13 protein-coding genes are annotated in these 16,388 nt (G+C 38.9%); 3 read left to right on the top strand and 10 right to left on the bottom strand.

The features are described 5' to 3' along the window. Positions 1–160: 160 nt before the first annotated feature. On the bottom strand, positions 161–1,027 hold the full coding sequence (locus G7B18_RS13715; protein WP_164112399.1) for a helix-turn-helix domain-containing protein: 867 nt from the start codon (positions 1,025–1,027) through the stop codon (positions 161–163). 318 nt (positions 1,028–1,345) lie between these two features. Here G7B18_RS13715 and G7B18_RS13710 point away from each other — a divergent pair, with 318 nt between their 5' ends. Next, the gene (locus G7B18_RS13710) at positions 1,346–3,247 is read left to right on the top strand and encodes an AAA domain-containing protein (protein WP_164123114.1); all 1,902 of its coding nucleotides are present in this window, start codon (positions 1,346–1,348) and stop codon (positions 3,245–3,247) included. On the opposite strand, the gene G7B18_RS13705 is transcribed toward G7B18_RS13710, so the two are convergent. Beyond that, on the bottom strand, positions 3,217–4,575 hold the full coding sequence (locus tag G7B18_RS13705) for a sensor histidine kinase (protein WP_164123113.1): 1,359 nt from the start codon (positions 4,573–4,575) through the stop codon (positions 3,217–3,219). The genes G7B18_RS13710 and G7B18_RS13705 overlap by 31 nt on opposite strands. A 303-nt stretch (positions 4,576–4,878) precedes the next feature. Beyond that, complete coding sequence (locus G7B18_RS13700; protein WP_205601718.1) at positions 4,879–5,511, bottom strand: YiiX/YebB-like N1pC/P60 family cysteine hydrolase; 633 nt, start codon at positions 5,509–5,511, stop codon at positions 4,879–4,881. A 343-nt stretch (positions 5,512–5,854) separates the two neighbouring features. Between G7B18_RS13700 and G7B18_RS13695 the strand changes: the two genes are divergently transcribed. Then, on the top strand, positions 5,855–6,919 hold the full coding sequence (locus G7B18_RS13695) for a 3-oxoacyl-ACP synthase III family protein (RefSeq protein WP_164112396.1): 1,065 nt from the start codon (positions 5,855–5,857) through the stop codon (positions 6,917–6,919). Positions 6,920–7,242: 323 nt separating this feature from the next. Here G7B18_RS13695 and G7B18_RS13690 read toward each other — a convergent pair whose 3' ends face one another. The 6 genes from G7B18_RS13690 to G7B18_RS13665 form a co-directional block, all read right to left on the bottom strand. Beyond that, positions 7,243–7,794, bottom strand: coding sequence for a GNAT family N-acetyltransferase (locus G7B18_RS13690; protein WP_164123112.1), 552 nt, complete (start codon positions 7,792–7,794; stop codon positions 7,243–7,245). A gap of 126 nt (positions 7,795–7,920) precedes the next feature. Further along, positions 7,921–8,346, bottom strand: a complete 426-nt coding sequence (locus G7B18_RS13685; RefSeq protein WP_164123111.1) for a (deoxy)nucleoside triphosphate pyrophosphohydrolase — start codon at positions 8,344–8,346, stop codon at positions 7,921–7,923. A gap of 40 nt (positions 8,347–8,386) precedes the next feature. Continuing rightward, complete coding sequence (locus G7B18_RS13680; protein ID WP_164123109.1) at positions 8,387–10,852, bottom strand: glycosyl hydrolase family 95 catalytic domain-containing protein; 2,466 nt, start codon at positions 10,850–10,852, stop codon at positions 8,387–8,389. Between the two features lie 769 nt (positions 10,853–11,621). Beyond that, complete coding sequence (locus G7B18_RS13675; protein WP_164112392.1) at positions 11,622–11,840, bottom strand: hypothetical protein; 219 nt, start codon at positions 11,838–11,840, stop codon at positions 11,622–11,624. 11 nt (positions 11,841–11,851) lie between these two features. Continuing rightward, entirely contained in the window at positions 11,852–12,064 is a 213-nt protein-coding gene (locus G7B18_RS13670; RefSeq protein ID WP_164112391.1) for a PLDc N-terminal domain-containing protein, read from the bottom strand. 309 nt (positions 12,065–12,373) lie between these two features. After that, entirely contained in the window at positions 12,374–12,751 is a 378-nt protein-coding gene (locus G7B18_RS13665; protein ID WP_164123107.1) for a hypothetical protein, read from the bottom strand. A 344-nt stretch (positions 12,752–13,095) separates the two neighbouring features. On the opposite strand from G7B18_RS13665, the gene G7B18_RS13660 reads away from it, so the two are divergent. Beyond that, positions 13,096–14,376: a hypothetical protein gene (locus G7B18_RS13660; RefSeq protein ID WP_164112389.1), complete on the top strand. Its 1,281-nt coding sequence runs from the start codon at positions 13,096–13,098 to the stop codon at positions 14,374–14,376. Positions 14,377–14,487: 111 nt separating this feature from the next. Here G7B18_RS13660 and G7B18_RS13655 read toward each other — a convergent pair whose 3' ends face one another. Continuing rightward, positions 14,488–15,951 carry an FAD-binding oxidoreductase gene (locus G7B18_RS13655; RefSeq protein ID WP_164112388.1) on the bottom strand — a complete coding sequence of 488 codons (1,464 nt, stop codon included), beginning with the start codon at positions 15,949–15,951 and terminating at the stop codon, positions 14,488–14,490. Between the last annotated feature and the right edge of the window lie 437 nt (positions 15,952–16,388).

The following is a 16,388-nucleotide window of genomic DNA, read 5'->3' as shown; positions in this document are numbered from 1 at the left end:
AGGACAATCCTAGCACAAAACAAAACAATGTTCTTACGGGCATTGATAAGTATTGCTGCGTTAAATTTCCTTTAATCGTTTCCTTATTACAAAAATAGCGGATAATGTGTCGTGTTATGTGTCTTATCTCGTACCAATACTAGGACAAATCGTGCTTTTTTTATTTAGCATTATTTCGATATTCTGTTGGAGAGAGTCCAACTATCTTTTTAAAAACACGTGAAAAGTAAGAAGGATCAGAAAAATCCAATTCGTAACAGATATCCGAAATGCTCTTGTTGGATTCAAAAAGAAGTAATTGGCTATGCATAATACACACCTCGAGTATAAGCTCTTTAGACGAGCTATTGAAAACAGAAAAAACACATCGGTTTAAGTAGTTGGTCGAGACAGCAAGCTTGTCAGCATAAAAACCTATATGCTTATGTTTTTTAAAATTCTTGTGAACAAGATGTTTAAACCGCATCGCAATCTCTTGTTTTCTATTCAATAGCTTATTCGAAGAGGAAAGTTTAATTACTTTTAGAAGTACAGATTTTAACAGACTATCATTTAGCTCTTTATAGGGATGATCTGCATAGAGTTCTTTACGCAGAAGTTTACATAACTGATCGATATCTCGGCTATCTTCCGTTGATAAGTTGATCAGTGGCGAAATGCTAAATATGTTCAAAATTTCCTGGGCTCTGAAAATCGAAGTCATAGCCGCTTCATTGATCAGTATACAGTGTCCATTTACTGATTTATCAGCAGCCTTTACTGCAGAGATGTTGCCATAGCTACTGATAAGGATAGCAGGTGCCTTCACCATATATTCCTTAGGGCCGATCTGGTGTGTAAAATATCCCTCTGTGAGATGGACAAGTAGATTGTATCCTAAAAAAATAGGCGGAGTAGGAAACTTAATATAAGGAGCAATTTCGCTGAGGGGGAATATTTTGACCGGAAATTGTTGATGTTTTAAGTGTTCCTGACTACCTATCATGAAACGTTCTACAAATTCATCCGCATTAACTTGTTTTTCCATTTTTTAAAAAAACTGTTGTATGATTCATGCATACCGATAACTAAAATTAAAAAAACTTTGTGGCATATTCATAGGAAGACTACATATATAAGGTGTTATTCTCAGGAGGTGAGATATAATTTATTCCTATGTAAATAATTATCTTCGACGACCTCGCAAGTTCGGTTCGTTAAAGCCCATTCTTTAATTCATATGACTGGCATGCTGCATCGCGGTCATCAGTGGTTGTACATTTTTTTACATGGATATTTCATATATTAACCTTAACGTGCTAAAAAAGCGGTTAATTTGCGAATTGAATACATAACACAAGCATTGATGGACTATTTTAAGGATCTACTGGAATTATTACAACTTGAGCTGACATATGACAGACAGCAGCACCAATCGTTGCTTTTAGAGCGTGGAGTCAATGCACGTAAATCTTTGGGCGTTTCTTGGTATCCTATCCAGATTACGAATAGTGAATTGGGGCGAGGAGATTATCTTACCCTCACGATCCATAAAACCACTGACTTAGAAAATAGCCATAAGTTTAGGTTTGGTATGCCTGTTTCTCTGTTCTCGAACCACAATCCGCATGAAGATCGGATTTCAGGTACAATAGCTTTTGTTAGTCAGTATTTAATGCGTGTGTCTTTCCGCACGGATGATCTCCCCGAATGGAGTCGTAAGGGAAAACTGGGGATAGATCTCTTATTTGACGAAAATTCCTACCGGGAGATGACGGGTGCATTAGTGGAAGCCGAGTCTCGAGCCATAGATAAGGACAATGGACAGTTGATACGTCAACTTATAGGAATTGAACCTCTGCGTGTTGGTTCACAAAATACGTTTTACGAGAATACTGCCCTAAACCTCAGTCAAAACAGTGCTGTAAGACAGGTGTTGGCCGAGGGGCCGTTGACCATACTTCACGGTCCCCCAGGTACAGGCAAGACGACGACATTGATTAGCGCGATATATGAGCTAATACAACGTACAGGGCAGCAGGTACTCGTCGTTGCACCCAGCAATACAGCTGTAGATGTGTTGTCCGAAAGACTTGATTTAATAGGACTTAATGTGTTACGGATAGGCAATCCCGTAAAGATTTCCGATCATCTCATGGAGCTAACCTTGGATGAAAAAGCTAATAAGCATCCTGCTTATCGAGAAGTCAAGGTGCTGGGTAAACAAGCCAGAGCGTACACCGATATGGCTCATAAGTATAAGCGTAACTTTGGACGATCCGAATATGAACAACGTAAAGCTTTGTTAAATGAAGCCCGCAAAATACGAAAGGAAATTGACAGGATCCAAGATTACGTAACCGAAGATATATTAAACAAAGCCCAGGTAATTACAGCGACCTTGGTAGGAGCCAATAACCCCTATATTAAAGATCGGTATTACAAGACTGTTATTATCGATGAAGCTGCACAAGCACTAGAACCAGCTTGTTGGATTCCTATTTTAAAAGCCGACCACTTGATATTGGCTGGAGATCATTGTCAGTTGCCTCCTACGGTCAAGTCCAGTCAGGGGCGGAGTAACGCTCTGTTTCATACGTTGTTTGAGAAGTTAATCAAATTATACCCCGAAGCGGTTTCTTTCTTGGACACACAGTACCGTATGAATAGCCAGATAATGGCTTATCCATCTACTGTTTTATACCAGGGAATGTTAAAGGCAGCGCCGTCTGTGTCACAATGGACTTTACAGGGAGATTCCCAACCGATTATTTTCATCGATACAGCCGGGGCCGGATACGAAGAGTCTGAAGCAGATGATACCCTATTGAATAGGGAAGAGGCACTTTTTTTGAAAAGCCATCTTTCTGAACTATTGTCTCAATGCCGTGATCTGCATCGCGATGCTGTTTTACCGGACGTAGGTGTCATCACGCCCTATCGCGGTCAGGCCACCTTGCTGAAAGACATGTTGGCAGAAATCAATAATAAGGATTTCGGTAGCCTTCAAATCACTACCATAGATGGTTTTCAGGGACAAGAGAAAGATATTATTTATATAAGTCTTGTACGTAGTAATAGCGATCAAGCTATTGGTTTTCTATCCGATATTCGTCGTATGAATGTGGCCTTGACAAGAGCTAGAAAGAAGATTGTCGTGATAGGAGATAGTGCTACTATAGGGGCTCACCCTTTTTACAAGGGATTTTTAACATATGTTGAGTCAGTAGGAGGTTATCACAGTGTTTGGGAGTGGGGAAGCTTATAGATTTTTCTCTTTTCGGCGTAGGTATTTTTCTCTTTAGCCTCAGGTTCCTTGTCCATAGTTTTAGGGCAAGGAAGTCCAACTGTAAATATAGAACCTTTATTTGGTATGCTATTGATATGGACGATGCCGCCGTTTCTTTCGATGAGGTCTTTACACAATACTAATCCCAAGCCAGCCCCCGGTTCGTCCACTGTTCCAAGTGATTTGTGCTGTATGACATTAAATAGCAATACTGATTTCGAAGGGTTAATGCCCACTCCTTGGTCTTTAATGTGTATAAATTTGAAGTTTTGGTCCTTGGACGTGAAAATTTCGATTTCACCCGTGACATAACTGAATTTTATAGCATTACTGATCAAATTACGTAATATAATGATAAAGTGATCTTTATTTACAACAACATGCTCTTCGTTCGAAACATGTAGCGTTATCTTTAATTGCTTCATTATGGTTTGTTCTTCAAAACCATTTAAAATATTTTGGATGATAGGTTTGATCAACACCTTTGTAGGAGGGGTGGCGATGCCCTGTAGACTGCTACTTCCCCATTGCAAGAGATCATCCAACACTTGGTTTTGTTGAACGATTCGGAGGTGGAGCTGATGGATAAAATCAGCAGAAGTTTCGTTGTTTAGTACTTGGTCTCTCAAGGCTACAACCATAGTTTCCAGCGATGCAAAAGGACTTTTGATATCGTGGGCGATTATAGAAAATATCTTCTCATTATCCTTATTGATGGCTTGTAATGAGCGACGTTGATCTTCTATTTTCCTTATGTTTTTGTAAATGATCCTTAAAAAAAAATTTACAGAGGCTATAATGAATATAAGCGCACAGATTATGTTATAAAGAACACGAAGTAGGGGTACGGGTTTTTCAAGCGAATTGATGTTTGGGAAAAGATAGATTAATACTACAGCTAAAGTGACTGCTAGTCCAAAGATAATATGAATCCGACGCTCATCATAAAGAAGTGTTGAAGATATAAGTATACACACTAGAAAATATTCTGCCCCATTGTGATAGAGAACAGCTCCCAAAAAAAAGAAAATAAAGTTGCTTGTTAGGAGCATTAACTTGGCATGATTTGGTTTGCAGCGGTATTGAAGCAGCAGCACTGCAATATCACATAGCCCATTTGAAAAGTTAATCAATGCCAGTAGATAACGATGTTCGAAAAAGTTGGTAATCGAAAAGAGCATGGCAGGAAGAATACAGAACCATGCAATCATGTTCACCATCTGCGCTCTTTTGAACTCCATGTAGGACATAGACGGATCTGTACCGATATGCGTTAGCATTTCCCAATAATATAGGATACGTTTCATAGGTCTATATATTCAAGTGGCAAAATATGGATACAAAAGGATTATGTTTTCAAGATATTCTATTCACTGTATAATGTCAGATTAAAGGGAGTCTATTTCAGTTTTTTCTTAGCTCAGCCCATTTTTTATCAAATATAAGTAGCAAAATGTATTTTTAAAATTAAAAAAGATTAACCAATTTTTACCCGTCCAAAATTACGGAGCTATTTATCTCCGATACCCCCTCTATCACTTTCTGACCAAAAGTGGTGACTCATTTGTCCGGCCATCGAAAATTTCATTGGGCCGGATCATAGATTAGTTCTACAATCGGAGCAAGCCGATACGGCTTATTTTAGGGTTAGAAGCCAGGCCGTTAGGATTGCATCCTAACTCGCCTTCAGGTATTGCCAATCCCTGTTTAGCATAAAACCCTATCCAAAAATCGTCAAAATCACCTGTTTTAGGATTCTTAAAGGTCATAGGTTCCAAAACAAATAGTTCGACGTGCCTGAAAGCCCTTTCTACAAAATCCGAACAGTAATAGGTACTATCGTTCAGTTTATAGCTCCAGTTGTAAGGCTTCCCCAGCATTCGGTTTGCTTTTGTTATTGCCTCCGGGATAGCAGACCTATATTGGCTATCGATTCGATATATGACATACAGCTGCTCTCCACTCAGACTATCCAAAGGCTCTTTTACTGACCCTTTACGACTACTTGCGTGGAGAATGTACGGGATGCCTTCTGCTATTTCAATTAAACCTACATGATCAAAAGAGATGCTCTCCGATCGTTGTGTGACCCTATTGATCGCTCCGGAGAGATTTTCTGATTCAGCGCCGACAAAGAGAAGATCACCTTCAAAAATAGTCACTCCGTTATAGATTACACTGTCTTGCGCACGAAGCGTTAGTATGTTGAGTATGAATACGAGTAGAATCGTTATTTTTTTCATTTTATCTGCTAAAGGGTTAAATTAACTGCTACCTTTCTTCTTTACGGTAAAGCCTGTTCTTTTCAAGAATAGAGACAAGCATCGAGGAAGAAGCTTTGTATAGCGTCGTAAAAGTACGAAATTCCATAAGGAATAGAATGGTAGATAAAGGCTTTTATGAAGCAGAGTATTCTCAGCGGTAGTCACAAGTTTCATGTTTTAGCGGATAAATCGAGAACTTAGAATATTTTTTTTATAAATATATTGACCAAAATATTTTGATAACAGCAACTAAATACGGTTATTTATCCCTAAATTCAGATGGATTAACCTTTTTTAGTGTTTCTCTTAAATTATAATACACATGATTCGATCTAAAATAGTCGGTACAGGGGCCTATATTCCTACAGAGGTAATAGGGAATGAGGTTTTTTTAAACAATACATTCTATACCGATGAGCATACGCCGATCCAGCAGCCTGTGGAGACGATAATACGCAAGTTTAAGGCAATCACTGGGATAGAGCAGCGTCGATACGCACCCCTAGGTATTGCCGCTTCCGATATAGGTGCCTTTGCAGCAGAAGAAGCTATTAGACAATCGGGAATAGATCGCGAATCTATAGACCTGATTATTGTCGCACATAACTACGGAGAGATGAAATATCCCGGTGCTCCGCGCGATATGGTTCCATCGATAGCCTCACGTATAAAAAATAAACTGCGTATCCAAAATACGGCGTGCATTCCATATGATATCATATTTGGGTGTCCAGGTTGGGTACAGGGATTGATTCAGGCGGATATGGCGATCCGGTCTGGCGATGCGCAGATCTGTCTAGTAATAGGTGCAGAGACACTCTCGCGGGTACTGGATCCTACAGACCGGGATAGTATGATTTTTTCCGATGGTGCAGGAGCCTGTATCGTGAAGGCTACTGAGACAGGAAAATCAGGTATCATAAATACAGCTGTACGATCTGACACCGGATACGAAATTGATTATATCAGTTCGTCCAACAAAAATAGTGGAGAAACAGGAGAGCCGCAGTACATCAAGATGAAAGGAAGAAAGGTATATGAATATGCGCTCAAATATGTACCCCAGGCCATGAAAGATTGTTTCGACAAAAGTCGTGAAGCGATAGGTGATCTAAAGATGATTTTCCTGCATCAGGCCAATGACAAGATGGATGAAGCTATAGTCAAAAGATTTTTTGAACTCTATGGAATAGAAAGTCTTCCGGCAGATATCATGCCGATGAATATCGCACACATGGGTAATAGTTCGGTAGCCACGGTGCCGACACTACTACATCAGGTATTAAGCAAAGAGATCGATTCATTCACATTGAAGGAAGGCGACTTGATCCTATTTGCGTCTGTAGGTGCTGGAATGAACATCAATGCAGTAACCTATAGGTGGTAATGCGGGATTAAGCCTTAATTTCTAATCTTAAAAATGAGTGAGAAGCAACTTTGTAATCAAGAATTTCGACATTTTTTTCTTTCGTTTGTGCAGTTTTATGCGTCATTTCATTGTTATTGAACACCACATTGGTGTCTATGCTGAAATGAAAAAGGGGGAATTCGTCTAAAAAGGCAAACATAGTCTTTCAAACTTATGGGAATATCTGATGCTTATGTAACAGGTATTCCCATCCCCTGTAAATCACAAAAATAGGCCTAAGTATTCGACACCGCCTTCAATATCGAATACGCGCATGGTCGTTTTCGATATCTCTCGCCAATTTAAGGATATAGACTTCTTGCTGTATGCCAGGTTTCTCTTTTCAATTCAAACCAGTCCGTCATATCGCCTTCATAGTCAAATGTCTCTCTGAGATCAAACCCTAATTTAGACAGTACCCTTTTTGAATTCAGGTTTTTGGGATCGGTGATCGCATAAATAGAATCTATACTTAGCTTTTCAAATCCAAAACTTAGAATAGCTCTAGAAGATTCGGTAGCAAAACCCTTTCCCCAATGTTTTCTCTTAAAACGGTATCCAAGCTCATAAAAATTAGTTTGATTATTCAGTGGTCCTTCAAAATACTTTAATCCCGACCAACCGATACATTCATTTGTTATCTTATCTACAACAGCCCAGCGAGCAATCCCGTTTTTTTGATATTGTATTTTTAGCATGTTGATTACTTGAGTAATTTCGGATATTGAAGTTACGGGCCTATTCTCTAAATACAAATGAACTTCAGGATCAGAATCCATTTCAAATAAATCATTTGTGTCAATATGATCGAGCTCTCTCAAGAGAAGGCGTCCTGTTTCAATAATAATTTTCATAATTTAGTGTTTGATTACCCTATATAATAGCATTTTGAAAAGTAAATATAAAGAATTCTAACGTATCGTTCCCACTAGTAGAAGTTCATGGGGCCATGCACGCTTTTGATTTTTTTCTGTTCGTAATCAGACAGTTTTTACAATCGGCAAGTACATCCTGCCGCCGGTACCTAAATTATCCAGATACTCCCTTACAATAGGTATATCCGCCTCTGCCCAGTCATAGCGCAGCATCTCCGCCGCTTCTACCCATATGGCCTGTACATGCTCTGTAGCCTTTACAGTGCCGGACTTCAATTCACAGACGAATGGATATAGGCAGATCGAAAAGGTAGGGTAGTGGTGTTCTACAGGCGTCAATGCTTGGTCTATACCGATGTTGACACCCAGTTCCTCTCGCACCTCCCTACGCAGGCCATCTTCTAGTGATTCGTCCTTTTCGAGCTTTCCTCCCGGAAATTCCCATTTCAGCGGCAGCTTCATGCTGGCCGATCGTTGGCAGATCAGGACCTTACTTTTATGGACTATTATAGCACAGGTTACATGTAGCATATGCGCCTAAAGATAGAGAAAGTAAATAATAAAAAAATAGCTACAGATTGACAACTCGATATTTCCCCCCTTTCCTTGTGTTGAATTTGTAGCGATTGCCTTCCTTGTTTACTACAGCTTCAGCCCCTATAATTTTTGCCTTCTGTGGCATTATAATATCACATTCTTTTCCTCCATGAGATATGATTTCAACTTCTTTCAAATTTCCATTCTCCCATTGTATACACAGTTCAAAATTCCCACGGGCCTTTATGCCATTAATATTCCCCGTTTTCCAGGCAGTTGGTAGTGCCGGTAATATACGTATGAAGCCCTCGTGGCTCTGCACAAGCATTTCTATAATTCCTGCTGATACACCAAAGTTTGCGTCAATTTGGAAAGGAGGATGTCCGCTAAATAAATTAGAATACACCCCTCCACCAGGCCTACGCTTAACATTTTTTTTAGCTGCAGGCTCTATAAAGACGAATGATTTATTTAAAATGCTATAAGCACGGTCTCCGTCCTGCATTCTAGCCCACCAGTTTATCTTCCAGGCCATACTCCATCCGGTACTCACATCCCCTCGGTGCTCAAGAGTTTGTCTAGCCGCCTTTACCAAATCTGCATTATCATCATTGCTGATCTGTGAGCCTGGAAAAAGCCCAAACAGATGAGATATATGGCGGTGCGAATCGTTGGGATCGTCAAGATCTTCTGCCCATTCTTGAAGCTGCCCGTATCTGCCGATTTTGAAGGGGTAGAGCTTAGCCATTGATTTTTCAACTTTATTCCGGAATTCAACATCTACATTTAACTCCTTTGATGCAGAAATAATGGATTTAAAAAGCTCTCTGACGATAGAAATATCCATTGTTGTGGCTTTTCCTATACTATATTTCTTCCCTTCAAACGTGTATACGTTTTCGGGAGAAGTAGAAGGTGCTGTTACCAAAAAACCAGACTTTGGATCTTCCACAAGCCAGTTTAGCATAAATTGAGCAGCACCTTTCATCAAAGGATAAGCCTTTTCACGCAAGAAATGCTTGTCCTGCGTATAATTAAAATGTTCCCATAGGTGTAAGCTTAACCATGCACCACCCATCTGCCAGCAAAATGCCTGGGGATAATACGTTTTGTCGGCTTCAAAATGACCTACAGGCGATGTTTTTGCCCACAGGTCTGAATTATGATGTGCTACCCAACCTTCGTGTATACCATAATTTACCCGAGCAGTTTCTTTTCCGTTGATTGACAGTTCTTCGATAAACGATAGCAAAGGTTCATGACATTCGGACAGGTTTGTGTTTTCAGCCAACCAATAATTCATTTCTGTATTAATGTTAATCGTATAATTACTGCCCCAGGGAGGTTGTACTTTGTCATTCCATAGCCCTTGAAGGTTGGCGGGTCTACTGCCTGGTCTCGAACTAGAGATAAGCAGATAGCGTCCATATTGAAAAAATAAAGCCTGCAAGTGCAGATCAGATGGATCTTTTTCAAAGTTTCTAAGTCTACTATCTGTCATCAATTGCGCTTTCTGCGCAGGAGCTTCGAGGTAGAAGCTTACCCTGTCAAAAAGTTGCCGGAAATCTCTTGTGTGGTCATCAGTCAGCTTTCCTATTTTGTTTTTTAAAGCGTTGGTCATTTTTGCTTTAGCTTCGTTAGATGCTTTTTTATCCCCATTTTTTGGAAACCTGTTAAAACCATTAAAGTTCGTGCTTTCTGTCAAAACAAGAGTCACCTCATCGGCACCGATAACCTGGAGGAAGTCACTACCGACCTGAATCTTTCCCCCTTTATTACGGATAGCTAATCGAGCTTCAAATTCCAAGCCTTCATTGGGATCGTAAGTCACTTGTTCTGGAAAGTAAGTTCTATGGGCTACATATTTAGGTGCTTTTCCCTGCAGCAATAGCTGTTGCCCTTCTACATGGCTTGTAGCTTTCAGTTCGCTGCTCAATCTTGATTTAAAAGTTATTTTTCCTTTTTTGTTGGCTTTAAGGTGGATGACCAATGCTTTTGCCGGATGACTTACAAAAGCAGTTCTGGTATATTTAACCTGATCTATTGTATACGTTGTCGTGCTGATCGCCTTTTGAATATCCAATGTCCTTAGATAGTCCGTAGCCTTTTGTCCATCGTGTTCAAAATCTAACCATAAGTCTCCTAGCGGAAGGTACCTGGCAGAGTAAGGGCCCTGCATTTTACGCCATGTTTTTTCGGCTTGGTCAAATTTATTGTCAAATATTTGTTTGCGCAAGACGGGCAGGAGAGAGGCCGCTTCCGGATTATTGCCTGGTTCCGGATATCCAGACCATAAGGTATGGTCATTCAACTGGAATCTCTCTTGTTGCACACCACCAAATACCATTGCTCCTGTTTGACCATTTCCAAGAGGCAGTGCCTCTTCCCAGTATTCCGCTGGACGGTCATATTTTAGCAGCAGTTCAGTTGCGGACTGCGCCTGTAATCTTGGTATTTGAAAAAGACAAAGAGAAATAATTATAAAGCAGTACGATTTCATTATGGTATTCGATTAAATTTTAATTATAGCCAAGATTTTGGACGAGCATACGCTCGTAGTTTGTTTTAATTTCGCGGGTTGGCATAGGTACCCTATTCCAATGATTGTCAAAAACAACACTAAATGTTAAATGACAGCCATGCCATAAATTCTTAATTGCATTACATTCCATTTTAGAAATTACTAAGGTGACAAATTTATAATTCGGTCGCTTCAACGTATCGGACAAAGCTTTTTTTAAAATTAAAAAAAATGTAAGCCCTATTTGAAAGAATTTACGCAATCGATTTAGATAGATCTTATAAAATATTCTCCATTTGGACGATGAACTATGAAACTCTCCAAAGAGTCGATTTTATCACAGACAGACAGACAGACAGCATGTCAAAAGCTTTTATCCTAAATACCCTGATGACGAAATTAATTACCCTTCATTAGTTAAAAGAATTAATTTTGTATGAAATTTTATCATTATGGGAAGGCCAATTTATTCAATAGAGGACGACTCTCTATGCTGTCCGATTTGCGGAGCAACGGCGGAATGGGTATATTACGCTGATAGCAAACAAAAACTTGTCCAGCATTATATCTGTATGAATGATAGTTGTCAATACAGTTTTCTTATTGGAGCGGATTGAAAAAAAATCCAGGTGTAAACAGGCCTTCAATTTAGATTATAGGTCTATCTACTCTTAACTGCTGTAGTACGACTAAGGCTTATTACCCGTTCTTATTATTTTGATTCTGTTCATTTTTCATTGCGATTGTTCTATATTATCTCCGGAGCAGCATCCTTATCATTCGATTCTCTGATAGCAGAAGCTATTTCCTTCAAAGCTTCACTCTGCTCGCGTAGGGCAGAGGCATGTTCTCTCTTTACTGCGAGGTACCTCTCCAGTAATGCAGCCAACATCAGATACACAGCATAAATAATGAGCACTATTATGGCAGCCCAGACCAAGTACATTAAAATTGCAGTTATAATCATAATTGTGTTATTTATATTCCTAGTTTACCACGGCCACTTTTACCAAAGGCCCAATATGCCAGCATCCCTAAAAGATTTGTTATAAGAAGGAGCACAATCCATAAGGCTCTTTCACTGTCCTGTAATACGGGGTTTTTAATAGCGTGGTATATCGTGTAGATAAAGGTGCCGAACAGGGGAACCATAATAAAGAACTCTTGGAAACTGATGAAAAGTAAATTCATAATTTTAAGTCTGTTTTATGATTTGGTTTTTATATGTTTAATAGATAGTCATCACATCGTTTTCTGATATTGGCCCAATATACAATACACAGAAAAAAAGTATGTAGATATCAACTATTCAGCCTGATACCTTAAAGATACATAGAATTTTCTATTCGTACAAATTTATTTGCATGCAGTACACAGTGCGGCAGGCCGCAAGTTTATGATACAAGACCATCTCCATAATTCCTTGCAGACGAGGTATTTTGGAGAGCAGGAGGTCTATCTTATCCAGGCACCTATTTCATTCTTTGTTATTCATAGATGTTATTCCAGATAAAGTCTTGATCTAACTATATACTCAGTCTCTTTGATATAGCGCTCCATTATTAGTTTCGAATTCTTGAGTTCGTATTTGAATACCGCATTTTTACCATTGATATTTAAATGTATAGAATCCTTGGATACAGTATAGCTGCCGTCGCCTTCAGGTGACTTAAAAGCCCCATCGGGCAGAAACTGTACAGTCATGTTTTTGACCGAATCCAGCCTATCTTTGCCTCCGTCATAGGGCGTACGATCCATATTCAGGTAAGTTATCTGTTCGGCCACGAGCTGCCATTTTTTATGTAAAGGGTGCTTTAGGCTGTTGAACGAAAGAAAAACTATACTTGATAGGACGATTAAATAGCTGAATAACCTCATAGTAGCAAATTTAACATTTTAAGTTGTCGATTGCATCCAATAGCGCATTACCTGACAAAAAAATCCCTCGAGTGGGGAGCTTCAGGGATTTTTAACTAACCAATTATTAACCTAAATTATGAATACCTATATAACGTCAAAACACATGCCGATAGTATATCCGTTTCAAATAATACATAGACGTTACGACCGTTTATTTCCTGCTACCCTTTACAGCCGCGATTGCCCCTTACATCGTTAGCTTTTCTAACGCCGCCTCCCCCTTATACGTAGATGTGCAATTTGATATTGTAAGCTATGTTCCTTATCTTTAGGTACTACTAGTTTTTTTAACATACCATATTATGATTAAACCACTCTTACAGGACCTAAGGTATTCAATGGTTTATAAAGTTATCTTAGGGATATTGAATCTATTAATGCTTGCTATTATTATTTTTTTATGTACCAGGATATATTTTACACCCCTTGCATTTGACGCACCCATCACTATCCTTATCAGCCTACTCGGATTTTCTATCTTCCTTTATTATCGATTGACACAGTACAGTCGTTATGTCCTCCAGTGGCATGCTTCGCTCAGCGATCAGGGGATTTGTATTTTTGATCCAAGACTGGGTAGGCTAGATTATTATTGGGACACAGATTTTATTGGAATAGATTCATTTAATCTGCTTTTGGAAATTGGGCCCTATGGGCCACCCGAGCGAATGAACAGGACATACGGTGATTATAAGATCAGCAAGTGGTTGACAGGGCACAGGCAGATCGTGGATTCAAATGTCGCATTTGTAATTCAAAGGGACTTCAAGCACATCAAATTAGATGAGATAGACCAAACCCGATTAATAGATGAAGGCAAAAATACATATTACCGTTTTCTTAATACCAATAAGTGGAATATGCTTTTCTTCAAATTTTGTTTTTGTTACATCACTACCGCACTTTTGGTGTTTTATGTGCTTACTTTCGATATGTTTTATTTTAATCCTTCAATAGCATTAGCCATCTGTATTATGGTGAGTATACATTTGACCATCAGTTTTCAATATTGGAATTATGTGAGGTACATAAGTAGTTTAGCACTAATGGCGAGTAGCATTATTTCGGTAATAGCCTTTTCTTACATTATGTTTGATAATGTTCATTTTAAGAATGAAATGTTCTTTTTTATTTGGGGAATAATATTTGGCTTTATTTTGACCCTCAGTATATGCGTGTTCGTTTATTTCCATAGGCCGCTTGTGTTTGTTTTAGCGCCCAAGATTAGGTACGGCATTTTATTTAGCTGTTTTATACTCATTAGTTTATTTAGTGGAGCATTTCTAAAAGTCGGCAATATCGCATTTTCGGAACAGCCATACGTATGGGAGAAAGGTACAGCAGATTCCCCCCTTATGATTTTCATCTTCGTGGGAGAAGATCCTGATTACGTAAAATTTGACGACAAGGACTGGGGAAGTCATCATATGGGATTGTTTTTCCTGAATTGGGCAGAAATTGACCAAAGCACCCAACGTGTCGAGATCTTGACCTATAAAGGGCGGTTAGGTATCCCTTGGATGTATAAGAACTATTCCAAAGACGAAAAACATAAAGCGAAAGTTATAGCAGGCTCAGAATAAAACATAATTAGTGTACTGATATTATCCATTCCGCTAGTATGCATGGTCATGATGTTAACGAAGAGGTTACATCGCTAGTTATCTTCTATACATCTATTTCATCAAGTCCTCCTACTTGTAGTGCTCGTAGAATCTATTGCTGAATAGTACTGTAGGGTCATATTTTAGTTTCATACCAAAGAAACTGTCTGCCTGCGGATACGCTTTACGCATCTTTTCTCTGTCGATATGCAACCTATAAGGCAGGTAAAACGTTCCTTCATTTTTCAGGGCTGCATCCACAAGCTCATTAGTCAGCTCTTTCATTGCCTCTTCCTGTTCTTTTGTTTTCTTTTGATTGAACAGGATCACAAATCCATATACATCTTCTTTAGCATAGTTCAGGTAGCTGTCCCTATCCTCACGGACACCACGTATTGTGATATTTAATAGATCAATTGTAGACCGTTTTAAGATCGGTTTGATATCCTGTATAAAATGATTGAAGTGTCTTTCTGGAATAAAGTACTCCTGCAATAGATCTGTAGAAGCAGTATCTTTGTTTTCAATCAGCGATACATGATCATTTAAGAGTTCATTTCGGGTGTAGACAGTATTTTTAGAAATCTTATTCTTGCCCGTTTCCAGATCCCATCGCAGTCTCTTTCCGTATTCACTACCTACACTACCTCTAAATACCAGCCGCTGTGTTTCAGTGCTTTTCGTTTGTTGGAGAGCAGGTATATCCGTCTTTACTTCCTCAAAATAGTTAAGTGTAGCCTCTTCTAGAAAGTGTTTATCCGAGATCCGTAACCTTCCAAATACAAGATTTACATTTGGGTTATCAGACACATATTTCTTATAGGAGCTTACATAGTTGGCAGGAGATAGTCTGATATACTTATAGGTCAGTGCTGCATTGTCGACAACATGGAGCTTAACATCCAGTATTACACCAAACAAACCATATCCACCCAATACCAGCTTGAATAATTCCTGATTTTCGCTTCTGCTACAATTCAACACCTTACCGTCAGCCAGCATTATCGAAAAGGAGTGAACACTTTTCGATATAGGAGGTAGGTCTTTCTGCCAGCCATGTCCATTCACACTGATCGATCCTCCGATGGAGAAAGAGCTAAAAGCCTGCATTATCGCAATAGATTTACCATACCTGTCAAGATACTTCAGGGCATCCTCCCATAAAGCGCCAGAACCTATCGATAAGATGTTCTTCACTGTGTCAAGCTCCATATGCTTATAGGGGAGCATATTCAATAAGATACCATCAGGTGATATCGTGTGGCCTCCCATGCTATGTTTGGCGCCCGAGATCGAAATTTTTAAACCTTTCTCTCTAGCATATTTGAAGATGCCCTTAAGCTGCGCTTCAATTTGGTTTCTATCTGCCGGAATGGCAATAATAGTATCCATCTTTGTGAGATTCAACTGACTGGCATCATTAGTATATCCTCGCGGAATTTCGACTTTGGTTCCAGCTTCCTTCCACCTTGTTCTCAGTAGGTGAAAAGAAGGTATAGACAAGAAAAGTATCAAACAGACTGCCCCAATGAGCCAAAAGTATTTTGTTTTCATTACACTGCAAATTCAATTGTACAATATACCTTATTGTACCGTTTCTTTTATACCAAGACATAGAAAAGTTCTATTTTTCAGTGAATTTGTACCCCGTATAATACAAAAAAATCTCTGAGACGATACCTTTGGACATAAACTTCAGGATTTCGATTTATTGTAAGATGGTGGTTAATAAGATGGATATGCCAGAGATATAACTTCCTGCGTTTACAATAGAAATCTAATTACTTGTTAGCATCGTTTTTTTAGCGCAGTGTAAGAAGTCACTTTATCAGAATACGCCAAACGAAGCCATTTAAAAAGTAGCGATATGCAAATTTCTTTTTATAGACTGTTACACAATACCACTATGAATATTTAGATTAATATTAACATAATGTTAATATTTTATATTACCAATTTACTTTAATATTTGTTTTTTATGTTTGAGAAAA

This window comes from Sphingobacterium sp. xlx-130 (assembly GCF_011007405.1).
Taxonomy (GTDB): Bacteria; Bacteroidota; Bacteroidia; order Sphingobacteriales; family Sphingobacteriaceae; genus Sphingobacterium; species Sphingobacterium luzhongxinii.
This window is presented reverse-complemented; position numbering and strand designations above follow the sequence as displayed.